The following is a 24,518-nucleotide window of genomic DNA, read 5'->3' as shown; positions in this document are numbered from 1 at the left end:
GCGTCAACAGTCAGAATCGAGCCTTGTCCCTCCTCCTCCCTTCAAGTCCTACCATACAAGCGAGCTTGCTCGCGATGACGTCTGAACATTCAATGACGATGCAGCGGACTACCCGACAATCCCGCGAACAATGAAGTACAACAGCGAAGGCCCCAACAAGCAGCCCAACCCGGTGTGGAATGTCGCAGTCAACGCGCCATAAGGCACCAGCCGCCGATCCGTCGCCGCCAAACCGGCAGTCACACCACTGACCGTCCCGGCCAGCCCACCGAACACCATCGCCGAGCGCGGATTGTCCAGGCCCATCCAGCGCGCTGCGTCCCTATTATTGGTCACTGCACAGCAATGAAAAAATTTTAACCTCAACTTCAAAACGACCCATAAACTAATTCAACGCGCTGTTTTCTAGACATAAAGTCGAGAAGTTAATTTACGCATCACACCAAAGCGGCAGACCCAAAGATCTATATTCACCACCTACTTGTAGGATAATTCCCTTAAAGTAGGATGCGACCTACAAAGCCACAAATATCCTAGGAAATTTCGGAAGTTTTAATTTTTATTTGACTGCAATCTGATTCGATACTTATATGAAACCGTCACAGATAGCTATCCATCAGTGGCAGGAGGTTAGACACTCAGCTGTGCATAGCTACATATCTACCGAGTTCTAACTTCAACGTTGTCAAACCGGAGATATCCTGTGACTTAGCTGTCACACTTCAGAAGGAGAAAGGTATGAATGACGAAATAATTCATGATGAAAACCACTTAGATGATTTAGCCTCCGATGTTGAGGTTATGACTCCTGTTCCAGATGGAACGTATGACATGGTTGCTGGAAAAACAGCGCCAGAGTTCTGATGAAATAACCAGGGCATCGTTTAACGATGCCCACTTCTAAAATCCAAGGCTGCCAACACATGAGAGCTACAATCAATGAAGGTGTTCTATGCTTAATAGAACTCGGATATTGTTTTTTTCACAATGGCACACACCTCCTGAAAATTCCGAAAAAAAAGTTTATTGAAGCACTGGATTCCCATGAAAAATCCTTGGCGCTAACAGAGCGGTATCCAGCTTTTTTCAATATGTCTGAGGCCAAAGAGGCAAGGAGTGCGTATGAACGAAGCGTGCTGGAATTCACTAAACAATAACAGTGATATTTATGATCCTACTCGACTAGCGTTAGTTTCGCTGCCATACGGCGAAGGTCCGCAAAAAGTAATGCCTCTGGGGCTGCAGAACATATCAGCCTACGTAAAAAAACATGTAGCACATGTAAAATGCAAAATATTTGATTATTCTGACTTATACACCTCAGACACTCACGAATTAAAAGACTTGATAGGCTGGCAACCCGCTCTAGTAGGAATATCTATTTACAGCAGCCATGTTCAAGCAGCGATCGCTTGGGGGCAATTAATTAAAAGCGCACTACCTGAGACAGTATTATTTTGCGGCGGCCCGCATATAAGCCTTGCAGCGAAAGATTTTTTACGTGTATCAAATGGTATTTTTGAACTGGCACTTTATGGTGAAGGAGAACACTCAACAGCCACACTGCTAAACTTATTCAACAAATCGCGTGAGGAAGCCCCACCCTCTCCGCCCACAAAGAACACTAATAAAAACCTTACACCAAAACAAATATTTATAGACAACCACTTACAAGACATACCAAATGCAGTTTGGATCTCCGCAACCGGGAAAACGTACGAAACCTATAAACAGAAAATACAATTACCCGCAACTGAGTGGGAAAATCCATTATTGGAATATTGTTCCGAGCGCTTACAAAACCTCTATTTCACGGACAGGAGAGATGGTAAGAAAAGAAGATCAATAGCTCTCACCAGTAGCCGTGGTTGCCCTTTAGCGTGCTCATTCTGCGCTATCGTTGCGGCAGATAAAGATGGTCCTAAGTGGCGTGCTGTCGACGCGACCACTCTTGTTAATTGGATTGTAGAGGCTCACAAACAATACTCTTTTGAACATATTTACATGATGGACGCTAATTTTTTTGTACGAAAAGACAGAGTACTGGAGTTCTCTGAAAAACTATACAAGCTGTTCGGTGGCGAGATTACATGGAGCAGTTCTTCTACAGTAGGATACCTGCTTAAGTTACGCACAGAATTACCAAAATTAGTTACGCAAGGATTAAGACTAGTCGAAATGGGTATTGAGTCCGGCTCGCAAACTCAGCTCGATTATATGAACAAAAGAGTCACAGTAAAGAATAATATAGACGCAATTAGGGCCCTACAGATCAATGGTATTGACGTCGGCCTCGACTTTATAATGTTCTATCATGACCAACAAAAAAGAGAAATTATAGAAAATCTAAGTTTTCTGCTCAACTCTGGAATGACTGAACATGAATCCTTTGATCATTATTTCAATATCATGATGATATATCCAGGAACGCCTGTTAGAGATAATCTTGAAAGAAAAATGGGCATTAAGTTCAACTTGATCGACTTACCTAACAGCAGACAGCTTATAGAGAATCAAGAGGTGAAGGAAATCTACGACGCCTATATAGATTATTTTGCAAAACCTCTCCTAAATTCTCTAGAGAACGCAATTTCTATAAATATAGAAAAAATCTCACAAAGCACCTCGCCACGAGAAATTGCACACCTATCCTTGCTCAACATTTACCTAAGACATATGCCATTCAAAATTCTGTGGGGGCTCTGTCAGCGGACGGGGGAGCGAACAGTGATATTTACAGGAAAAGAGTTCCAACATACACCTCTATCTTAAAAAAACCTTGCACGGTAAAGAACCAAATAACTCGCCAAAACGAGTCGCTTTAGAAACCTTTACGCTTGGTGTTGGCGGTAGAAAAGGTGAATTAATCGGAAAGTCTGCATAATTATCGTTCGAGCAGGTGAATTTTATGGACATCAATTCGATAAGTTTAGGTGTGAGTGGCGATACAAATAAGCTAAAACAATTTATTTATTTACATAGAAGCACCAATAGCGTTTACCGTGGCGCCCCGATCAAGCACTTCAGCCTGGGCGTGCGCCCCTGGGATAGGTTGGAGAACTCAATTATTGATTTTTGCGCAACTGCTGACTTCACTATTTCCGTACACCCAGTAGATATAAACTTCTCTGGAGTGATCGACATGGCAGAGTTAGCAAATCTGAAAAAAATAATTGATACTCTCCCGGTAAGTTACATCGAAGAAGACATAGGCATATGGAGAAATGGCAATCTTTTTCTAGGCGCCCATCAGACCAATCCACCATTAAACAAAAAATCATTACAAACAACAATAGTTAACGCCAATATGGTAAAGCATTTTCTTGAACTACCCATACTTTTAGAGAATCCTCCCGTATACAGCGAGTTTGGAAGCATACCGTTTTGGGACTTCTATTTAGAGCTATGCATTCAGTCTGGTTGCTCCATGGCCTTTGACATAGGACATTACTTGGGCTATTGCAAAAGCAAAGATCTTGGTTTCGCTATACCTGACGCCAAACATGAAATATGGAGCTTCATCAAGACGTTACATATTTCAGGAATAAAATCCTGGATGTGGAATGGTATTCCCGTGTGGCTCGACCAACACTCAGACCCCTTCAATATTGAACTAATGGAAGCTTTCAAGCCAACCATCACCCAGGCATACAATACGGAAAACATTTTGCTGGAAATGGAGGGCTCATCCATTGAAGTTGAGCGAAGCAACATTGACCTCGTAAAAAAATCGCTCGCAGAGGTATCAGAAAATGATAATAAAAAATACTGATACTATCGACTTGATTTTCACTGAAATATATAAATCTAAACATATTCTCACTTCCCCAACCACTGCATGCGATAAACATTTCACATTTGAATGCGTCAGACGATATCTAGACATATCCAGGCATTTAAATAGAAGATGGCCTTATACGATTAGATACCTACAATCAATCTATGGAGATGACATATTAACTAATGTATTTGAACAATTTGATACGACCGGGAGCACCTACAGAAACCTCAATGATGCAGCCTGTGGTATTTTTTTTAACAATACCGCTAAGAACTCAAATATTGATTTCGAGCTATTACTTTACGAAGACTTTAGAAATGGCAAAGCCAGAAGTTCAGCATACACCACTAAGCAACCTTTAGAGAGATTCACACTAATCCCTTACGATCTTGATTCAATATATACGACACTAATGTTTTACGGTCGCGCCTACGCGCCGTCCGCTCTATATGCAAACCTTATTCTAGAGCCCGGTAAAACTTATAGAGTAAACGAATGAGAAGTGCACACACACTAATCGCGAGATCAGATGCCTTGTATGGTGGCGTTGCAATGGGAGCAACAATTCTCGAACTAGCCTTAATTGCAAGCAATCCAAATTTAGGCCAGTTTTCGTTGGAATTCTCGCTTGCAACGCAGTTAATCATCTCCTTGATTGTGGAATTTTACATTGGACACTACTTTGCATGTAGACTAGGCATTGCCAATACCACCATCTATGGTTTTATATTCAAACTGGCATGCGCTATTTTCCTGACATTGGGATTTTTGGCAGCATTGCTTGAATATTGGTACACAGGCTGGAGCTTAATTCTAATCGCTTTCGTATGCGACTCAGCAGGAACAGGCTGTTTAAAAGCATCTTTTCGGCCAGCTTATAATGCCTTACATATAAAAATGACTGGCCAGACCGCTGACTACATCAAAGCATTCAACCATCTTCTATACATTCGAATTGGAACTCCTTTTATTTTACTACTGACGGCCTCCCTTGTAATAAATTCCACCTCCTATTTATATGCCACAATAGCAATAATGTCGATGCTACTACTACTCAGATCAGCGCAAATATACATATCAAACAGTGATCTACGACCCGCCAACACAAGTAGAACCACTTTAATACATTCAAGCCGGCATGCATATCTTAAGCACTTCACTGTTGCCGCGAAATATCCAGTGCAAATAACTGGCTATGTTGCGGGAAACGTATTTGAATCTCTGATATTTATGTACGCAATAGGTTTGCTCTATCGGCATAGCAACCTCTTGGGCTTAGCCCAGCAATTTTCTTGGTTAGGAAGCTCAGCGATTGCGTACATGGTCTTTTTGGCATCTACTGTATTAGGGAGGCTTGTGACATCCAGATTTATCATCAGCAAATCCAGCACCACACTCGCAACCTCCTGTTTGATTGCGACTGTTATCACATCTCTACTACTGGGACTGACCAACAAGGACATTACGTTCTTTTTATCGCTAGCTTTTTTTTGTCTATTAGGCGTGGTGATCGGAACAATATTTACCCGACTAACATCAAATGAAATTTTCCATAACGCGAACGATAGCGATGCAGTATCTTTTTTTCTTGTCAGCGAACTTGCCACAACATTAACCATCATACTTATCATTACTGCGAGCAGCTTCATTTTTAATCCTGAGAGGATAATTGAGGGCCTAAGTTATGGCCTAGTTGCACTTATGATGGCATATTACCTAGCCATAATTCTTATCCGAGCCACAACAAAAACCTCTTAATGACATCAAACAAACATTTCAACTTCCTCATAAAATTTCAGCCACGCCAATCTGAGCCGCCTCCAACTTTTTGAAGATTATATTTGTATAACTCCACATTTCACCGAGCAGCTCATGAAACCCGGTAAATGTGGAGGCGACCATTAGCAAATTCGGAGAATCTACCCCACAATCCCGCGAACAATGAAGTACAACAGCGAAGGCCCCAGCAAACACCCAAGCCCAGTGTGGAATGTCGCGGTCAAAGCCCCATAAGGCACCAGCCGCCGATCCGTCGCCGCCAAACCGGCGGTCACGCCACTCACTGTCCCGGCCAGCCCACCGAACACCATCGCCGAGCGCGGATTGTCCAGGCCCATCCAGCGCGCCGCCATCGGCGTGCCGACCATCACCAGAATCGCCTTGATCAGACCGGTGGCAATCGACAGCGCCACCACATCGGAACTGGCGCCAATGGCCGCGCCGGTCACCGGCCCGACAATGTAGGTCACCGCACCGGCGCCGATGGTGGTCATGCTCACCGCATCGCGGTAACCGAAGACCCAGGCCATGCACGCGCCGACAATAAACGGCAGCACTGTGCCCAACAGCAGCGCGATAACACCGATCAAGCCGGCCTTTTTCGCTTCCGTGGCCTGCACCTCGAAGGCCGTGGCGACGATGGCGAAGTCTCGCAGCATGGCGCCGCCCATCAGCCCGATGCCGGAAAACAGGGTCAGGTCCGCCAGGCCTTTTTGCCCGCCGGTCATCGTGCCGCCGACCCAGGCCAGTACCAGGCCGATGACGATGGCAATCGCCGAGCCGTGGATACGCCCGAAGGTCAGGCGTTTGGAGATCACTACTGATACCCACATGATCACGCCGACAAAGGCGAATGCGGTGACCAGACCGTTGTGTTCCAGACCGCTCTTGATGAGTTCCCACATATCAGCGACCTCCTGCCGGTGCGCCAACCGGCGTTACATCCACCGGCTCATCGGGCAAGGGCTCGCCTCTATGGGTCCGGCTGATCAGGGCAATGGTGCAGCCGCAGATCACCACCGAACCGATCGCTGCCAACACCGCCACCGGACCACCATGCAGCGCCGTGACCACGTTTTGTTGTGCCGCCATCGCCACCACCACCGGGATGTACATCGCGCCCCAGAAGCCGACACCCATCTCGCAATCCTTGGTCATGCCGCCACGGTTGTGCATCCACAACCGTGCGCAAATCAGCAGGATCATCGCGATCCCGACACCGCCGACGTTTGACTTCACACCCAGCAACACCCCGAGCATGTCCCCCATGATCACGCCTGCCAGCGTACAGATCGCCAACAGCGCCACACCGTAAATAATCATTGTTGTTGTCCTCAAAGTGCATTTCGAATGTTGTTTTTGTTGTTCGAAGCCTTAAGTCAGATGATCTAGGAGTGGCGGCTTCCCTCCTCACGCATCAGCGCCTGCAAGGTGTCGAGCCGTGCACCGTCAAAGGCAATCACGGTGCCCTGCTCGAACACCCGGCGCGCCAGTCCGGTCAGCACCGCACCGGGCGGCAGTTCGATCTGTAGACGTACGCCGCGCTCGTAGGCGCTTTGTACCGTGCCGCGCCAATCGACGATGCGGCACATGTTGAAGGCCAGGTCGTCACGCAAGGCTTCAGGCTTGATCAGCGGACGCGCACGACTGCCGCTCAGGTAACCCGTCTTCGGGGTGTGCAGCGGCACCTTGGCGAAGGCTTCGGCCAACCGTTGCGCGGGGGCCTCAAGCAATGGGCAGTGGGACGGCACGCTCACCGCCAGACGCATGGCCAAGCCCGCTCCGCAACCTTTCGCTAACCCGGCCACCGCTTTCATCGCCGCGTCGCTACCGGCAATCACCACCTGGTTATCGGCGTTGATATTGGCCAGATAAACCGGCATTTCTGCGCTGTGCACCCGGGCCAGTAATCCTTCCACCGTGGCCAGGTCGAGACCGATGATCGCGGTCATGCCGTAGCCCTGTGGATAAGCCTGCTGCATCAGCTCACCGCGCAGGCTGACCAGATGCAGCGCATCGCTGAAACCCAAGGCGCCAGCCACCACCGCGGCCGGGTAAGCGCCGATCGACAAGCCGGCCACGTAGTCCGGGGCCATGCCCAACTGGCGAGAAGCAGCGACACCGGCGATCAGCAGGCAAAGCTGAACCGCCCTCGTCGACTGCAACGCCTCGGCAGAATCCAGCTGCGTCACATCTTCACCGAGCAGGTCGCTCGCCTCGTTCAACGTTTCCCGAGGCAAACGCGCCAGCATTCCGGGTTGTTGCGCACCCTGGCCGGGGAACACCAGCAAGCTGCTCATGCTGCTTGCTCCTGTGGATTCCACGGATCAGTCACCAGGGTGGCTTGAATGGCATTTTTCAGCAGGACTCGCGACGAAGCACCGGCCCATTCGCGCAAGGCAACGGCGCCCGACGGTGCCTGCAGTTGCAGGTCTACACGGCACACGGCTGTATCAAGAACGGCCACCAACGCCTGGGCGTCGACACGACTCAACGGACGTGGCGTACGCAGGATCAGGTCGAGGTCGCTGCCCTGGTGCAAAGCGGCAAACCCACTGGCCAACTCGAACCCGGCGCTGCCGCTGACACCCCAGACCCAGCCACTGTCATCCAGGTGCGCGCGCAGTTGCGCCAAGGCACGCAGCGCCGGGAAATCACGCGGGCCTTGAACTTGGCGAAGCTCTTCCGGCTGCACCCGCCGGGTGATGGCGGCGACTTCCATCACCGCGGCAAATCGCTGTTCGCGCAACGGCCCGCGCACGCCCACCGCCACCTGCCCCGCCGCGCTCAAGGCACGACGAACCACCACCGGCTGGCCGGCAATGATCGACTCGATCACCCAGGCAGGCGCATCCGCGGGCAACTGCTGCGGGGTCATGCCCCACAGCAGGTCGTGAGCCAGTAGCCTGCTCACCACTGCGCTCTCAGCAATTGACGAACCTTGCTCGACGCCGCCCGATTGGCCGCACCCAGCCGACCGCTCAGATCACGGCCAGCGGCGGCCACATCGTCAATCGCCTGATGCAGGCACTCGGTCACCCGCGCCAGATCCGCCGCCGTCGGCTGCTCGATCTTCTCCACCGCCAAGGTTTCCCACAGCAACCCGAGGCTGGCATAGCTGTCGATGTCATAGGCCATCGGCGGCACGCTGGCAGCCAAGGCTTCGAGCTCTTCGACGCTGCGCAAGGTCACCCGCGCGGCCGACGCCTTGCCCATGGCGTGCACCATCACTCCCGGATCGCGCAGGGCGATCAAGCGATTGGCCTGATAGCCGTGGGCCAGAAACGCGCCCGACATCGCCTTGCCCACCAGCAAACCGATCACCGCATGACCGGCCAGACGGGCACGGGCATAACTGCCCGCCGCAGCGGCCAGCGCCTGATGAATGCCAAGGGCTTCCTCCCGTCGACCGTAAGCCTGGCTCGGCACGTCGACGATGGCGATAAGAGCGCGCTTGCGTGCCTTGTTTTGATCGGCGGCGATGACTTCATCCACGGCCTTGGCCAGGCCCCAGCCTTCGAGCAAACCCACTTCGCCGTTACGTGCACGGACGAAGCGGTTTTCCGGGTCGGCCACCACCGCGAGGAAACGCGCAGGCTGATCGCCCAGCACGGCGTCCGCGACCTTCAGCGAAGCCGGCAAACCCTCGACTGCTTTCGCTCCGGCGCTCAAGGCGTTGAACCAGTTCAAGCCTCGCAGGGAATACGAACTCATGGGCGTTCTCCTTGGTACAGATCGCGAACCACGGACGGCTCGATTTGCGGTTCAGCATCCAGACGCGCCAACCGTTGCAGGAACAACCCGGCCTGTTGGCTACGCGGTTGCGCTGGCAATCCTTGCTGGAGTAACTCACCCACCTGCTGGCGGATCTGCGCCACGTCGTCGGCAACATAGCGATCCACCAGACCACTGGCGAAGCGTTGCTCGCCACCGGTCAGGCTCCAGATGAAGGGTCGGTCGCGGGAGTCGTACTCCTCAAGTCCGGCTTCCTGTTCGATCACCTGCGGGCCGTTCAGGCCGAGTCGCGCTTCCTGGGTCACCAACAGGTAGCTGCACAACCCGGCGGCAATCGACATGCCGCCAAAGCAACCGACGCTGCCCGCCACCACACCGACCACGGGTTGGTACTGCTGCAAATCGACAATCGCCGCGTGGATGTCGGCAATTGCCGCCAGGCCGAGGTTGGCTTCCTGCAAGCGCACGCCGCCGGTTTCGAGCAACAGCAGGGCGCGGGTCGGGATACCGTTGCGGTTGTCTTCGGCGGCCAGTTCCAGCGCGCCGGCAATTTTTGCTCCGCCGACTTCACCGAGGCTGCCGCCCTGGAACGCCCCTTCGATGGCCGCGATCACCACCGGCAAACCATCGAGATTGCCCTTGGCGATCACCACGCCGTCGTCGGCTTGCGGCACCACGCCCTGGCGCGACAGCCACGGCGACATGATCCGTTGAAAGGGGTCGAGCAGTTCGCGGAAGGTGCCGGCATCGAGCAGGGCCTTGGCCCGTTGCCGGGCACCGAGTTCGACGAAGCTGTGCTTGTTGAGCAAAGATGCGCTGTCAGTCATGGCCGATCTCCTCGAAGCCCTGTTCCAGACGCAGACGCACCACGCCGGGTGTCGCGCCGAAATCGTGGATGTCGATGTCCATCGCCGGGGGCGTCTGGCCGTCGAACATCCGTGCAAACAGATGCCGCCAGCGTTGTTCGCTGCCGTTGACCGAGGTCTGCACATTGATCGTCAACTTGCCGGCCTGACCCGGTTCGATCAGCACTTCCAGATCGCCAGAGCCGACACAACCCACCAGGGTGCGACCGCGTGGCGGCTGCCCGGCGGGGAATTCAAAGGATAAGGTTTCCATCAAAACACTCCCTGGATAAGGCCGTCGCCAGACGCGATACGGTCGATGAACAGGCAGGCTGCAAGCAGGTCGGCAGCGCCACCGGGCGAGGCATTCAACGCGATGAGTTGTTGGTCCAGCTCATGCAGGCGGCGACGTCCGCCGAGGCTGGCGCTGCCGCCTGCATCGAGCACCTCCCGGGCGCCCAGTTGCATGATGTTCAGGCCTTCTTCACCGGCGCGGTAAAGCACGCAGGTGTCGGCCAGACTCGTCATGATCGCCAACAGTGCGTCGAGCCGGGCGTTCTGCTCGCCATGACCGGCGGCGCGGCTGCGCAGCAGTTGTGGCAGTGCACGTTGGGTCACCGCCGGAAAACCCAGTTGCGCTTCTTCACGGGCACCGCGAGCACCGTAGCGTTGGGCGACTTGCGCACCGTGACTGAGCGGACGTGGCGCAAAACGGTCGTCGAGCAGGGCCAGCCGCGCCGCCCGTAATGCCACGCTATTGGCGTTGCAGGATTGAGGTTCCAGTGCAGCGGCAGTGATCAGCAAGCCCAAGGCCCAGATTGCTCCGCGATGGGTGTTCACCCCGCCGGTGGTGTCGAGCATGGCTTGCTCACCTTCGCGACCGATGCGGCCCACGGCTTCGCGCAGGGGCAAGCCGATCTCGCCGAACTCGATGGCGACTTCCGCCATTTCTTTAAAGGCCGGCCACAAAGACAGCGCCGAGGCGTGCATCAGCCCCAGGTGCAAATCGGTGTGGGCGCCATTGCCGCGACGGTCGACCAGTGCCGGTTTCGGCGACAGATCAGCCTCGTCGATCAGCGCATCCACTGCCAGGTCCGCCAGCCGTTCGGCCAGGCTCAGGCTTTTTGGTTGCAGGTTAAGTGCGTGCATTACCAGCTCCTGAACTTGGCGGGCGGGTTGTAGAGGCCACCGGACCACTCAACAAGATCGGCCACGCTTTTCGCCGCGAGCAGTTCGCGGGTGGCGTCGGTGCGGCGGATGCCGAGGTCTTCGGGCAAGGCGATCAAGCCTTCGCGGCGCATGCGCGCGGTGTCTTTGGGGTTGTGGCGCAGGCCGATGGCGGTCACCCCGGCGACGGCGGCGATCATCGCCTGGCGTTCTTCCAGTGAGCGCGCCTTGTACAGGTAGGCGATGCCTTCTTCGGTCAACAAGTGGGTGACGTCGTCGCCGTAGACCATGATCGGCGCCAGTGGCATGCCGCTTTTCTTCGCCACATCCACCGCATCGAGGGTTTCGACGAAGGTCGGTTTGCCGCCCTCCTGGAAGGTCTCGACCATCTGCACCACGAGCTTTTTGCCACGTTCGAGCATCGGCTCGGCTACATCGGTGTTGCGCATGTCGAGCCAGGCCGGCGTGCCATGACGACGACCACGCGGGTCGTGTCCCATGTTCGGGGCGCCGCCGAAACCGGCCAGGCGCCCGCGGGTGACGGTGGAAGAATGACCATCGCCATCGACCTGCAAAGTCGCGCCGATGAACAGGTCCACGGCGTATTGCCCGGCCAGCTGGCTGAACATCCGGTTGGAACGCAGGGAGCCGTCGCGCCCGGTAAAGAACACATCCGGCCGCGCCGCAATGTAGTTCTCCATCCCCAGTTCGGTGCCAAAGCAATGCACGCTTTCGACCCAACCACTTTCAATCGCCGGGATCAGCGTCGGGTGCGGGTTGAGCGTCCAGTTGCGGCAGATCTTGCCTTTGAGGCCGAGGGATTCGCCGTAGGTCGGCAGGATCAGTTCGATGGCAGCGGTATTGAAACCGATGCCGTGGTTGAGGGATTGCACGTTGTGTTTTTCGTAGATCCCGCGAATCGCCATCATCGCCATCAGCACGTGCACAGGCTTGATGTGCCGAGGGTCGCGGGTGAACAGCGGTTCGATATAGAACGGCTTGTCAGCCACCACCACGAAGTCGACCCAGGACGCCGGGATGTCGACGCGCGGCAGATCGCTGACGTCGTCCACCAACTGGTTGACCTGGACGATGACGATGCCGTCGCTGAAGGCCGCCGGCTCGATCAGCGCCGGGGTGTCTTCGGTGCTCGGCCCGGTGTAGATGTTGCCGGCGCGGTCGGCCATGAACCCGGCCGACAACACGACGTTGGGAATCAGGTCCACCACCAGCCGTGCGTAGAGTTCGATGTAGGTGTGGATCGCGCCGACTTCCAGCAGGCCGTCTTCGAGCAACTGGCTGATGCGCAGGCTCTGGGTACCGGCGAAAGAGAAGTCGAGTTTGCGGGCGATGCCCCGTTCGAACAGATCCAGGTGCTCGGAGCGTCCGACGCTGGGCATGATCATATGCAGGTCATGCAGCTTCGCGGGGTCGGCCTTGGCCAGGGAGCGCGAAAGGAAATCCGCCTGCTTCTGGTTGTTGCCTTCGAGCACCACGCGGTCGCCGGGCAGAATCAGCGCTTCAAGCGCCGCGACGATGTTGTCGGTGGGCAACACCACACCGTCGGCAAGACCTCGCACCAGCTCGAGGCGCCGCTGCTTTTCGCTGCGCCGCCGCGTCCATCGCGAGTCGGGGGATATTGTTGTTGTCATGACCACTCCACGGGTTCGCTGTCGTGGGGGTCACCTTAGGAGTGTTGGTTGGGGGCATCAATCAAGCAGAGTGGTGGATCGTTACGCTCAGGGTAATGATTCTTGCCTGTTCCGCCGACTTCGCGGGCAAGCCCGCGATCAGATGGTCAACCCGGCATTCACCAACAACGCCTCCAGCGCCAACAGATCCGGCACCTTGGCCACTTGCTCGCCCACCTGTACCGCCGCCTGTTCCAGCGAACACAATGGCACATCCACATAACTCAATTGGCTATCGAGCTTGCAGGAGCGAGGAATCCCCTGCACCAGCAGGGCGATGAATTTCAGCTCTGGACGCCCGCCCAGGGCGTTGAGAATGACGATCCGCGCGCGTTCGCCGATGACGATTTTCTGCGCGCATGCCGACTCGAAACTCAGCAGCGGAATCTGCCGGTCACGCCATGTCACCAGGCCCAGGTACCACGGCGGCGTGTCGAGGTCGAACGTCCCCGGCTGCTGGTAATCGATCAGCTCGGCAACGGCGACGTTGGGCAGGATCAGGTTGCGGTCGGCCAACGGCAGCAGCAGGCCGGTGAGGTTGCTGGTGCGGTGCTCAAGCATGGGTCTTGCTCCACAAGGCGATGCTTTCGAGCAGCACCGATTCCTGGTACGGCTTGCCAAGGTAGTCGTTGACGCCAATGGCCATGGCGCGGTCGCGGTGTTTCTGTCCAGTGCGGGAGGTGATCATGATGATCGGCAGGTGTTGCAGGCGTTCGTCGTTGCGCACCTGAGTCGCGACTTCGAAGCCATCCATGCGCGGCATCTCGATGTCCAGCAGCATCAGGTCGGGCATGTGCTCTTCCAGCAGCAGCATGGCATCGACTCCGTCCTTGGCGGTCAGCACGCTCATGCCGTGGCGTTCGAGCAAGCGGCTGGTGACCTTGCGCACGGTGACCGAGTCGTCGACCACCATCACCAGCAGTGGCCGATGCGGTTCGACCTCGACCTCTTGCCCCGCCGGACGCTGGGGCACACGGGCCTGCATGGCGCGGATCGGCGCCAGCAAATCCAGAATCAGCACCACCCGGCCGTCCCCGAGAATCGTCGCCCCGGACACCCCTTGCACCGCCGCAAATTGCGGCCCCAGGCTCTTGACCACGATTTCGCGAGTGCCGGCCATGGCATCCACCAGCACCGCGATGTGCCGTTCATTGCACTGCACCAGCAACACCGGCAATGGCAGGCTCTGGCCCAACAGCTTCGGGCGCGGGCTGGTTTTCAGCAGCTCACCCAGATAGCACAGCTCGTAATGTTGGCCGGCGTATTCGTAGGTTGGCGAATCGAAGCGGAAATACCCTTCGAGCTCATTAGGCAGAACGCGAACGATACCGTCGATGGTATTGAGCGGGATCGCGTATTGGTCCTCACCGCACTGCACCATCAACGCCCGGTTGACCGATACGGTAAACGGCAGGCGAATTCGAAAATGCACGCCCTGCCCGGGCACAGAGTCGATGCTCATGGTGCCGCCCAGTTGTCGCACCTCTTCATGCACCACGTCCATGCCGACGCCGCGTCCGGAGATCTGGGTGATTTTCTCGGCGGTGGAAAACCCCGGTTGCAGGATGAACTGCAACACGTCGTGATCACTGATGATGCTATCCGGGGCGAGCAGGCCCCGCTTGATTGCCTTGCGCCGCACCGCGTCCAGCGGTACACCGGCGCCGTCGTCGCGGATGTCGAAAATGATGTCGCCGCCTTCGCGCAGCAGATCGAGGGTGATTTTCCCCTTGGCCGGCTTCCCCGCCGCCAGCCGCACTTCAACGGACTCCAGGCCATGATCGACGGCGTTGCGCAGCATGTGTTCCAGCGGCGCGGCCATGCGTTCAAGAACGCTGCGGTCCATTTCACCTTCGGCGTTGTCGACGATGAAGTCCACGTCCTTGCCCAGTTCGCTGGACACCTGCCGGACGATGCGCTGCAAACGCGGAAGCATGCGTTCGAACGGCACCATGCGCGTGCGCATCAGGCCTTCCTGCAGTTCGGTGTTGATGCGGCCCTGCTGTTGCAGGAGGTTTTCCGTGTCCTGGTTGCGTCGCTCGAGGGTTTCCTTGAGGTCGAGCAAGTCAGAAGCCGACTCGAACAATGCCCGGGAAAGTTGCTGCAACTGTGAGTGGCGGTCCATTTCCAGCGGGTCGAATTCCTCGTAGCCCAGGCGTTCGGCCTCGACTTGCTGGCGGCTGAGAATCCGCCCCTGGGTTTCGGTATCGAGGCGGCGCAACTGGTCGCGCATCCGCTCGATAGTGGTCTCCATCTCATTCAGGGCGATGTGCGCATCGTTGACCTGTTGTTCGATTCGGCCACGGAAGATCGATGTTTCACCGGCCAGGTTGACCAGATCGTCGAGCAGTTCCGCCGAGACCTTGACCATGTCCACGCCGGCATCGGACGGCGGCGCCAGCGGCTCGGGCTTGGCCGACAGCGCAATCGACGCGGGCGTTTCCGGCACGGCTGGATGGCTGAAGTTCTTGATCGCATCAATCAAGCGATCGGCCGGCGGCATCGGCTCACCGGCGCGGGCAGCATCGAGCATCTGCGCCAGTCGGTCATGGCTGCGCTGCAACAGCGCGAACAACGGCTCCGTCGGTTGCAGCACGCCAGTGGACAGGCCTTCGTAGAGGAACTCCAGTTCATGGGCCAGATCACCAATCGCGGCGATTTCCACCATGCGCGCACCGCCCTTGAGGGTGTGCAGGTCGCGCAGCAGGGTTTCCACCTCCTGACGACTCGAAGGCTGGGCCTGCCAGCGCTCAAGCGCCGCCCCGGAGCTTTCGATAATGTCGAAACCTTCCTCGAGGAAGATCTCCAGCAATTCAGTATCGTGCGCAGCCGCGTCGCTGCCGGTCGCCTGCCGGGCCCCCTCGGTGATGCCCACATGCCCTTGACGGTAGGCACGAATGGCTTCGATCAGCTCACGGGAATCGTCCAGCGGCTGGTTGAGTTGCAACTGTTCAAGGTACAACGCCAGTCGCTCATGGCTCTGTTTGAGCAGCACCACCAGTGAATCGCTGAAGGCATAACGACGGTCCACCAGGCCCTGGTAAAGGCTTTCCAGCTCATGGGCCAGATCGCCGACCGGCCCGACCCCGGCCATGCGCGCACCGCCTGTGAGGGTGTGCAAATCCCGTTGCAGGGACGACAGCGGCGCGGCGTTGTCCGAGTCGCGCAACCAGCGCTGCAAGGCCTGACCGGCGCTTTCGAGGATATCCACCGCTTCTTCAAGGAAGATCGCAACGATTTCCTCGTCCAGTTCGCGCCCCTCTCCTGTAGGAGCGAGCTCGCTCGCGACGGGCGTCAACGATGACGCGTTGTCATTGGATAAGCGCGGTGCATTTGAGTCCATTGCGAGCGAGCTGGCTCCTACAGGGACAGGGGGTAGCGTGCGCTCAAGTTCCTCGGTGACAGAACCCAGTTCGCGGATGCTCAGGCTTCGGCTGCCATCGCTGCGGATCAGGCCCATGGCCGACGGGTCAAGGCTCTCGTCGAGCAGCTCGCGCAAGGCCCTGATCCGTTGCGGCTGCGGGCTGACTTCCTGACCGGCGGCCAGTTCGTCGAGCATGTTGATCAGCGCTTCGTGGGCACCCTGCGCTTCATGGAAAAACCGCTCGCTGACCGCCAGGCTGCTTTCTTCCACGGCACCGTACAGGTCGAGCAACGCCTCGCACAACTCGTCCACCGGGTGCAGGTCGGCCAGATGGGCGCCTTCGCCGAGGGTGGTCAATTCGTCCAGCAGCGCGCTGAGCTCCTGACGTTCGCCGGGGTGTTGCTGCCAACGCTGCAACAGGCTTTCGGCATCCAGCAGGATGTCCATGCCTTGGGCGAGGAAGTTGTTGATCAACTGCGGGTCGCGCTTGATCCGAAGCCCCGTGTTCGGTGTGTTCAGGAGGTTTTCCAGACGCTCGGTCAGCAGCGCCCTGGCTCGCTCGGTCAACCCCCGGGCACCGGGAATTTCCGCCAGCGGATCGCGCTTGAGCTGGCGCAAGCCGAGGCGAAACAGTCCTTCTGCCTCCAGTAACAATTCGACTTCATCCAGATCCAGTGCGATCAGGTGCGCCTTGTATTCCCGGGCCAGTTGATCCAGCGGTGCGGCCAGTTCGGCAATCGGCAACACGCCCGCCATCGAGGCGCTGCCCTTGAGGGTGTGCAAGGCGCGCTGCAATTCGTCGCTGGCCTGCAACGGCACATGCTCGGCGGCCTGATCAAGGAAGCGATTGAGGCTGCCCAAGTGGGTTTCGGCCTCTTTGCGGAAGATCTCCAGCAACAGCGGGTCGAGGGCCGCGACATCTTGCGTATCCTCATCGGATACCGGTTCATCGCCCTTGGCCAAGGCATGGGCGCGGGCGGCCAACTGATCGACATCGTTGCGCTGACGCTGGGCATTGGCGGCGTATTCAGCCACCAGCTCCGGCAGCAGATGCAGCACATCGCCGATCAGTTGCTGCACCGTAGCACCCGGCTCCACACTGTTCTCCAGTACGCGATTGAGCAGGTTTTCCACGGCCCAGGCCAGCTCGCCCAGCACCAGGGCGCGTACCATGCGGCCACTGCCCTTGAGGGTATGGAAGGCGCGGCGCAACTCACTCAGGGCCGAGCGGTTGTCTGGGTTGGCGGACCAGCGCGGCAAGTATTCGCGCAGGATCTCCAGGACTTCGTCGGTTTCTTCGAGGAACACTTCGCGCAGTTCTTCGTCCACTGGCTCTTCGCCTGCGGGTGGCGGCAACAGGCTGCCCGGGGTGTTCAGCGCGGGCGGATTCACAGTCGAAACCGGACTGGCGAGCACATCGGCCAAGGTCTGGACGACCTGTGGATCCTCCAGCTCCTGCATCATCTGCATGACCTGCGCCTGGGTCGGATTGAGCACATCATCAAGCACTGGCACATGCTGCTCACTGGGGAAAAAACCGAGGTTCGCCAGGCTTTTTTCCGCGACATCGAGCAGGTTTTCACCCTGCGCTTGCGGGTCATCACTGAGCCGTTCGAGATAGTACTCGATGCTCGTGATCACGTCGGCCAGGCTATCCAGTTCCTGCCAGCCCGGTTGACCCGGCTCGAGCAACAAGTGCTCGCGAATAAAGTGATTGCAGGTTTCGACCAGGCTCGCCACCCGGCTCAACGGAATCATCGCCAGCGCCCCGCGCACCTGGGTCAGCAAGGCCGGCAACGCCTGCAAATGCTGGCGGTCCCAATCGGCGTCGATATAGTCGACAATCATGTCCTTGGCCTGCTGCAAACAGATGCGCGCCTCTTTGATCACGATCTGATGAATCTGCGTCAGGTCTGTAGTGGGCAGGCGGTTGTCGTCCTGGCTCTCCGGCTCCACGGTACCGACCATGCCGGCCAGCGTCGCCTCGACATACAACAAGGCCCCTGCAACGTCCATGAGGATCGCATCGTTGGGTTCGCGCTGGCCCTGAGCGAGGCTGAGCACCACCGCCAGTTGATCGATGATCACCTTGCGCGGCTGGCCGAAGCCCAGGACCGCCAGGGTGTCGGCGATTTGCCGCAGCGGCGCCAGCAGGCTGTCGAGGTCGGAAGTGTGCTGGCGGTCGCTGCGCACGAACAGGTCCAGGCGTTCCTTGACCCGCACCAGCTCTTCGCACAGCGCAGCCAGCACCGAGCGCATGGCGTCGCGGTCGGGACCGGCCAGGTGCGCGCGTTCTTCATCGACCATCACGCTGTCGGGCAGCGCGTCGTCCAGTGAGTAGCGTTCTTTCATGGTCAGCATCTGCCCGGTGGGATGTTCGGCCTTGGCAATGTAGAACAGTAAACTCTTGAGCAGCTCCGGCGGGGCCGGTTGATTGATGCCGGGCATACCCTGTTCGAGCAGACGCTTGAGTTCCTTGTCGGCATCCTTGAACAGGCTGCGCAAGGCCGGGCTATTGGCGATCGCACCGCCCTGCATGCCTTCGACCAGCGCCGATGCCACCTGCCATAACGGGCTCAGGGGGGCGTTGTCGCACAGTGCTTCGAGGCGGGTGAATACCTTGGCCAGGTAATCGAGGTTGGTGTCGTTGTCCTGTTCACGCAAAAATCCGACCAGCGCCATTTGCAGCATCTGCCGCAGCTTTCGCAGCACACCGGGCAATTCGACCGGTTCCAGTTGCGCCAGCGTTTGTGCGTCCAACGCTGGTAACTCGGGCAATTGCGGGCTGAACAGGCTGGTTTCCGACAACAGGCTTTCGCCGCGAGCGCTGCGCAGGTCGTTGATCAGTGGCAACACCACCAGTGGCAAGTCGCGACGCGCGTCTTGCACCCGGTCGAGGTAGATCGGCAGCTGCCCAAGGGCCTGCATCAACAGGTGTAACGCCTCGTCGCGATGGCTGACACGATTGCCCTGCAAGGCCATGGCCAATTGTTCCATTTCTTCGGCGAGCAACGCCGCGCCGTAGAACTCGACCATCTGCAAACTGCCGTGAACCTGATGGATGCACGAAAGGCTTGCATCCAGCGCTTGCGTCGCCTGCGGGTCATCGAGCAGGTTTTCAATCGCGTGATGAGCCTGTTTCAGCGTTTCGGCAATCTCGCCCTTGACCCACTCGAGGGCCACATAGTCGTGCCGATCACCCATAACCACTCCAATCACAATTCAGATACCCATGGGCGGTTCAAGCTTTGTCCACAACCCGCGCCTTGGCATCCGGCAAGGTGAAACCGGACACCGAACGACGCAACTGACTGGCCATTTTCGCCAAGTTGCCGATGCTTTCGGCCGTAGCGGTGGAACCCGACGACGTCTGCGAGGTGATCTGCTGGATCACGTTCATTGTCAGGGAAATCTGACCGGCCGACGACGTCTGCTGTTGCGCCGCATTGGAAATACTCTGGATCAACGCCGCTAGAGTTTTGGAGACGCCTTCGATTTCTTCCAGGGCCACACCGGCATCCTGCGCCAGACGGGCGCCGCGCACCACCTCGGTCGTGGTCTGTTCCATGGAAATGACCGCTTCGTTGGTGTCGGTCTGGATCGCCCGCACCAGGGTTTCAATCTGCCGCGTGGCCGCGGATGAGCGCTCGGCCAGGCGTTGCACTTCATCGGCGACCACGGCGAAACCGCGACCGGCGTCACCGGCCATGGACGCCTGGATGGCCGCGTTGAGGGCCAGGATATTGGTCTGATCGGCAATGTCATCGATCAGGCTGACGATGTCGCCGATTTCCTGGGATGACTCGCCCAGGCGCTTGATGCGCTTGGCGGTGTCCTGAATCTGCTCGCGAATGTTGTCCATGCCGTGGATGGTGTTGTGCACCACCTCGTTGCCCTTGTTGGCGATTTCCACCGAGCGTTCGGCAACCGCTGACGATTCAGCCGCGTTGGCCGACACCTGGTCGATGGACTCGGCCATGTCGTTGATCGCCATGGAGGCCTCGGAAATCTGCTGGGCCTGATGTTCCGAGGCCTGCGCCAGGTGCATGGCGGTGGCCTGGGTTTCCTGCACGGCGGCGGCAACCTGGCCGGCAGTGAGGTTGATGGTCGCGACCAGATCGCGCAGCTGGTCGACGGAGTAATTGATCGAGTCGGCGATGGTGCCGGTAAAGTCTTCGGTCACCGAGGCAGTCACTGTGAGGTCGCCGTCGGCCAGGTCTTCGATCTCGTCGAGCAAGCGCATGATCGCGTTCTGGTTACGCTCGTTTTTCTCGGCGGTCTCGCGCAACTGACGATTGGTTTCGCGCACCATCACCAAACCGATCAGGATGATCGAAGCCAGCGCCAACAGGCCCAGCACATAGCCGCCAATGGTGTCGGTGGTTCGCCCGCCTACCATGTTTTCAAAACCGCTGGCCAGGTGTGAGGCTTCGTCGAGCAGGGTTTGCGACAGACTGAAAATGTTCGAGGCCGATTCGCGGACCTTGAACAGCTCCGGCGAGGTTTCGAGGATCTCGTCCACCGAGCCCGAGACGAACTCGAACAGCTCGGAGATTTCCGCGAGTCGCGCACGGGCGTCGCGGTCTTCGACCTGGCTGACCTTGAGCGCCGGGTCGCCCTGGAGCATTCCGTTGAGCACCTTGCCGAACTGCGTTGCGTCACGCCCGAACGCATCGGCGGCCTGCTGTGAATTTTCGTCGCCGGCCAACACCGTGTTGACTGCGCCGAGGATCCGCTCGGCCAGCAGCGATTGGCGCTGGGCCATGGCCACCTGTGCCGCCGGGGCGCCCCGTTGCAGGAGAATCTCGACGACTTTCTCGTACTCAACCTGCAATTGCGGCACGGTTTCGGCCAGGGTTGCGGCGACCTGATGCAGCGACAGTACGGTTTGCTCGCTGGAGAGAATCGCATCGGTGTTCTTCAGCAGCCGCTCCCAGTCCTGTTGCACCGCGCGCATCTCCGGACGCACGGTGGCGGGGGCCGGTGGCAGGCCAGTGGCCGGGTCACCCGTCTTCAGAAAACCCCAGCGCCGGGCAAAATCGTTGCGCGCATCGCTGAGCAACTTGAACGCGGCAGCCTTGCCGGCGGCGGCTTCGGTGGCGTTTTTGGCGATACGCTGGGACAGCACGCGCAGTTCGCCGGCGTGGCCGATGTACTGTTTGTCGTAGATAGCCTGGGTGTTGAGGTACGCGAAGTTGGCGAACAGCAGCATGATGAAGACGATCAACGCGATGAATAGCACGATAATCTGCGACCGGCTGCGCGACCCTTCCATTGGCTTGCCTGCTTTTGCTTTTATCATCGGTCCTCGCCTGTTAACCCACACCTTTGAAGGCCTTCGAGTACTCCTGTAGGAGCGAGCTTGCTCGCGATGGTGTACCCAGTCGACATCTATGTTACTGACACACCATCGCGAGCAAGCTCGCTCCTACAAGGGTCCGTGTTTACACCGCGACGTTCATGAACCCCTGAGACTGCGTCAACGCAAACGGGCTGAACACCTGCCAGCACTGCTCACGCTGAAACCGGCCTTTGACAAACGTCGCCACCGGCCCCTTCAATTCGTCTGCCGGCACCGGCTCCAGGCTGTCCTGGGCAAAGTGCTGGAGGCCGAAGACTTCATCGACCAGCAACCCGGCAAACACCTCTTCATGTTCCACCACCAACACCCGCCGCTGTCGACGTACCGCCGAAAGCTCGTGCCCGAAGAAGCCGCATAAGTCCATGACCGGCAGCAAACGTCCTCGCAGGTTGGCGACACCCTTGACCCAGGGTTTGACCCCCGGTAGCTGAGTGCAGCGCGGCTCGTGTAGGACCTCGCTGACTTCGCTCATGGGCGCGACATACCAGTGCTCGCCCAGACGAAAACCGATGCCGCTCCAACTGTCCCGCCGGGCCGGCTGGGACGGCAAGTCCGCCGCCAGCAAACGACAGCGCTGGTCGATCTGCAGCAGCAGTTCGAAAGCCGTCAGCGACTCGTTCATGGTCTGACGATCAACCGGCCAGCACGTTGTTCAGGGTCTTGATCAGGGTGTCTTCATCGACCGGCTTGGTCAGGTAGTCCTTGGCGCCCTGGCGCGTGCCCCAGACTTTGTCGGTTTCCTGATCCTTGGTGGTGATGATGATCACCGGGATGTGCCCGGTTTCCGGGTCCTTGGTCAACTGGCGGGTGGCCTGGAAGCCATTGAGGCCTGGCATGACGATGTCCATCAGCACCGCATCGGGCTTTTCCTGGCGGGCCAGGGCCACGCCGTCGGCGCCGTTTTCGGCTTTCAACACTTCATGACCGTGCTTTTCCAGCATGCCGGTCAGTTTGTACATTTCGGTCGGCGAATCATCGACGATCAGAATACGTGCCATGGTCTTCCCCATTCTTGTCGACGCCTGACCCGATGGCCGAGCGTCACTGTGCGTGTCCTACTGCGGCAAAACGGCGGCGAAACCAGGAACATGGGCCTGGATCGCATCAAGCAATTCTTCCTTGCTGAAAGGCTTGGTCAAAAACTGGTCGGAGCCGACGATGCGCCCCTTGGCCTTGTCGAACAGTCCGTCCTTGGACGACAGCATAATCACTGGCGTGGACTTGAACGCGCTGTTGTTCTTGATCAGGGCGCAGGTCTGATAACCATCCAGGCGCGGCATCATGATGTCGACAAAGATGATGCCGGGATGGTTGTCGACAATCTTGGCCAGGGCATCAAAACCGTCGATGGCCGTAATGACCTCACAACCCACGTTCTTGAGCAGCGTTTCGGCGGTGCGACGGATCGTCTTCGAATCGTCGATCACCATGACCTTCAAGGCGCTGGGGTGCTGTTCCATAAAATGCTCTACCGTCGCCTTTGCGAAACAAATTGTCCGTTTGCCGGTTAACGCGGCTCGAAACCCTTGGTGTTCAAGGGCCGGCACGACATGGCAGCCTTTTTAGCACAGTCTCCAACACCAATCTATCGGCCGACCCGCAAGGTGGTTTTTCCTTGACCGGGAACACACTCAGCGCCACTCTGACGCCACTTTTATACGCTGATCTTTTGTAGGAGCGAGCTTGCTCGCGATGGCCGTCAACGATAACGCGTGCTGGCTGTATAAGCGTGTTGTTCTCGGGTTCATCGCGAGCGAGCTCGCTCCTACAGAGATCGACATAGCCCCCCAAATTTCGAGGAAACACCCATGAGCGTTCGCGTCGGGATTGTCATGGACCCTATCGCCAGCATTTCCTATAAAAAGGATAGCTCGCTGGCCATGCTGCTGGCCGCGCAGAAGCGTGGCTGGGAGCTGTTCTACATGGAACAGCGCGACCTGTATCAGGGCGAAGGCCAGGCCCGAGCCCGGATGCGTCCGTTGCAGGTTTTCGCCAACCCGGAAAAATGGTTCGAACTGGGCGCCGAAAGCGACGCACTGCTGAGCGATCTGGACGTGATCCTGATGCGCAAGGATCCGCCGTTCGACATGGAGTTCGTCTACTCCACCTATTTGCTGGAGCAAGCCGAACGCGCCGGCGTGCTGGTGGTCAACAAGCCGCAAAGCCTGCGCGACTGCAACGAAAAGCTGTTCGCTACACTGTTCCCGCAGTGCACGCCGCCGACCATCGTCAGCCGTCGCCCTGACGTGCTGCGCGAATTCGCCGACCATCATGGCGATGTGATCCTCAAGCCGCTTGACGGCATGGGCGGTTCTTCGATCTTCCGCCACACTGCAGGGCATCCGAACCTGTCGGTGATCCTCGAAACCCTGACCTTGCATGGTCAGCAGCAAATCATGATCCAGGGTTACCTGCCGGCTATCGTCGATGGCGACAAGCGAATCCTGATGATCGACGGCGAGCCTGTGGATTATTGCCTGGCGCGGATTCCGGCCCTGGGCGAAACCCGTGGCAACCTCGCTGCCGGGGGGCGTGGCGAAGCCCGCCCGCTGACCGACAAGGACCGATGGATCGCCGCGCAAGTCGGCCCGACCTTACGTGAAAAAGGCCTGCTGTTCGTTGGCCTGGACGTAATCGGCGAGCACCTGACCGAGATCAACGTCACCAGCCCGACCTGCATTCGCGAGATTGATAACGCGTTTGGCACCGACATCGGCGGCATGCTGATGGATGCCATCGATCAGAAGCTCAAGGCACGTTGATTAGCCAAACCAACATTGCGTTATCATGCGCG

At 57.6% G+C, this 24,518-nt stretch carries 20 protein-coding genes and 1 pseudogene; 5 read left to right on the top strand and 16 right to left on the bottom strand.

Translation table 11 applies throughout. The features are described from left to right. Positions 1-108: 108 nt before the first annotated feature. A pseudogene (locus AC3WTM_RS19095) lies at positions 109-318 on the bottom strand (malonate transporter subunit MadM); the annotation flags it as partial. A 420-nt stretch (positions 319-738) separates the two neighbouring features. Here AC3WTM_RS19095 and AC3WTM_RS19090 point away from each other — a divergent pair. The 4 genes from AC3WTM_RS19090 to AC3WTM_RS19075 all read left to right on the top strand — a co-directional run bounded on the left by AC3WTM_RS19090 (position 739) and on the right by AC3WTM_RS19075 (position 5,539). After that, the gene (locus tag AC3WTM_RS19090) at positions 739-864 is read left to right on the top strand and encodes a hypothetical protein (RefSeq protein ID WP_256586141.1); all 126 of its coding nucleotides are present in this window, start codon (positions 739-741) and stop codon (positions 862-864) included. 258 nt (positions 865-1,122) lie between these two features. Next, the gene (locus AC3WTM_RS19085; protein WP_102670651.1) at positions 1,123-2,772 is read left to right on the top strand and encodes a B12-binding domain-containing radical SAM protein; all 1,650 of its coding nucleotides are present in this window, start codon (positions 1,123-1,125) and stop codon (positions 2,770-2,772) included. 136 nt (positions 2,773-2,908) lie between these two features. Next, complete coding sequence (locus AC3WTM_RS19080) at positions 2,909-3,772, top strand: multinuclear nonheme iron-dependent oxidase (RefSeq protein ID WP_102670650.1); 864 nt, start codon at positions 2,909-2,911, stop codon at positions 3,770-3,772. Positions 3,773-4,276: 504 nt separating this feature from the next. Next, the gene (locus AC3WTM_RS19075; RefSeq protein ID WP_146023710.1) at positions 4,277-5,539 is read left to right on the top strand and encodes a hypothetical protein; all 1,263 of its coding nucleotides are present in this window, start codon (positions 4,277-4,279) and stop codon (positions 5,537-5,539) included. Positions 5,540-5,700: 161 nt separating this feature from the next. Here the strand turns inward: AC3WTM_RS19075 and madM are convergent, their stop codons facing one another. The 15 genes from madM to pilG all read right to left on the bottom strand — a co-directional run bounded on the left by madM (position 5,701) and on the right by pilG (position 23,184). After that, complete coding sequence (gene madM, locus AC3WTM_RS19070) at positions 5,701-6,465, bottom strand: malonate transporter subunit MadM (protein WP_102670648.1); 765 nt, start codon at positions 6,463-6,465, stop codon at positions 5,701-5,703. 1 nt (position 6,466) lies between these two features. Then, positions 6,467-6,883, bottom strand: coding sequence for a malonate transporter subunit MadL (gene madL, locus AC3WTM_RS19065; RefSeq protein ID WP_102670647.1), 417 nt, complete (start codon positions 6,881-6,883; stop codon positions 6,467-6,469). Between the two features lie 65 nt (positions 6,884-6,948). After that, positions 6,949-7,860 carry a malonate decarboxylase subunit epsilon gene (gene mdcH, locus AC3WTM_RS19060; protein ID WP_102670646.1) on the bottom strand — a complete coding sequence of 304 codons (912 nt, stop codon included), beginning with the start codon at positions 7,858-7,860 and terminating at the stop codon, positions 6,949-6,951. Continuing rightward, positions 7,857-8,477, bottom strand: a complete 621-nt coding sequence (locus tag AC3WTM_RS19055) for a malonate decarboxylase holo-ACP synthase (RefSeq protein ID WP_102670645.1) — start codon at positions 8,475-8,477, stop codon at positions 7,857-7,859. The genes mdcH and AC3WTM_RS19055 overlap by 4 nt, the downstream gene beginning before the upstream one ends. Next, positions 8,471-9,274: a biotin-independent malonate decarboxylase subunit gamma gene (gene mdcE, locus AC3WTM_RS19050; protein WP_102670644.1), complete on the bottom strand. Its 804-nt coding sequence runs from the start codon at positions 9,272-9,274 to the stop codon at positions 8,471-8,473. The genes AC3WTM_RS19055 and mdcE overlap by 7 nt, the downstream gene beginning before the upstream one ends. Continuing rightward, positions 9,271-10,122: a biotin-independent malonate decarboxylase subunit beta gene (locus AC3WTM_RS19045; protein ID WP_102670643.1), complete on the bottom strand. Its 852-nt coding sequence runs from the start codon at positions 10,120-10,122 to the stop codon at positions 9,271-9,273. Before AC3WTM_RS19045 ends, mdcE begins: the two co-directional genes overlap by 4 nt. After that, positions 10,115-10,414, bottom strand: coding sequence for a malonate decarboxylase subunit delta (locus AC3WTM_RS19040; protein WP_057712932.1), 300 nt, complete (start codon positions 10,412-10,414; stop codon positions 10,115-10,117). Before AC3WTM_RS19040 ends, AC3WTM_RS19045 begins: the two co-directional genes overlap by 8 nt. After that, positions 10,414-11,289, bottom strand: a complete 876-nt coding sequence (locus AC3WTM_RS19035) for a triphosphoribosyl-dephospho-CoA synthase (RefSeq protein WP_102670642.1) — start codon at positions 11,287-11,289, stop codon at positions 10,414-10,416. The genes AC3WTM_RS19040 and AC3WTM_RS19035 overlap by 1 nt, the downstream gene beginning before the upstream one ends. After that, positions 11,289-12,959 (bottom strand): malonate decarboxylase subunit alpha, encoded by a 1,671-nt coding sequence (mdcA, locus tag AC3WTM_RS19030; RefSeq protein WP_008001151.1) that lies wholly within the window; start codon positions 12,957-12,959, stop codon positions 11,289-11,291. The genes AC3WTM_RS19035 and mdcA overlap by 1 nt, the downstream gene beginning before the upstream one ends. Positions 12,960-13,097: 138 nt before the next feature. Further along, a complete protein-coding gene (locus tag AC3WTM_RS19025) occupies positions 13,098-13,559 on the bottom strand; it encodes a chemotaxis protein CheW (protein ID WP_102670641.1) in 462 nt (153 codons plus the stop codon). Continuing rightward, the gene (locus AC3WTM_RS19020) at positions 13,552-19,566 is read right to left on the bottom strand and encodes an Hpt domain-containing protein (RefSeq protein ID WP_102670640.1); all 6,015 of its coding nucleotides are present in this window, start codon (positions 19,564-19,566) and stop codon (positions 13,552-13,554) included. Before AC3WTM_RS19020 ends, AC3WTM_RS19025 begins: the two co-directional genes overlap by 8 nt. Before the next feature lie 37 nt (positions 19,567-19,603). After that, entirely contained in the window at positions 19,604-21,664 is a 2,061-nt protein-coding gene (locus AC3WTM_RS19015; RefSeq protein WP_102670639.1) for a methyl-accepting chemotaxis protein, read from the bottom strand. 142 nt (positions 21,665-21,806) lie between these two features. Next, on the bottom strand, positions 21,807-22,346 hold the full coding sequence (locus AC3WTM_RS19010) for a chemotaxis protein CheW (protein WP_102670638.1): 540 nt from the start codon (positions 22,344-22,346) through the stop codon (positions 21,807-21,809). Positions 22,347-22,356: 10 nt separating this feature from the next. Continuing rightward, positions 22,357-22,722 carry a twitching motility response regulator PilH gene (pilH, locus tag AC3WTM_RS19005; protein ID WP_007897961.1) on the bottom strand — a complete coding sequence of 122 codons (366 nt, stop codon included), beginning with the start codon at positions 22,720-22,722 and terminating at the stop codon, positions 22,357-22,359. Between the two features lie 57 nt (positions 22,723-22,779). Next, positions 22,780-23,184 carry a twitching motility response regulator PilG gene (gene pilG, locus AC3WTM_RS19000; protein ID WP_090451937.1) on the bottom strand — a complete coding sequence of 135 codons (405 nt, stop codon included), beginning with the start codon at positions 23,182-23,184 and terminating at the stop codon, positions 22,780-22,782. Between the two features lie 348 nt (positions 23,185-23,532). Here pilG and gshB point away from each other — a divergent pair, with 348 nt between their 5' ends. Beyond that, positions 23,533-24,486 carry a glutathione synthase gene (gshB, locus tag AC3WTM_RS18995; RefSeq protein WP_102670637.1) on the top strand — a complete coding sequence of 318 codons (954 nt, stop codon included), beginning with the start codon at positions 23,533-23,535 and terminating at the stop codon, positions 24,484-24,486. Positions 24,487-24,518: the final 32 nt, after the last annotated feature.

This window comes from Pseudomonas sp. EU05-FHT14B02 (assembly GCF_058791055.1).
The sequence above is the reverse complement of the archived record's forward strand: the minus strand, read 5'-3'. Positions and strand labels throughout refer to the sequence as shown.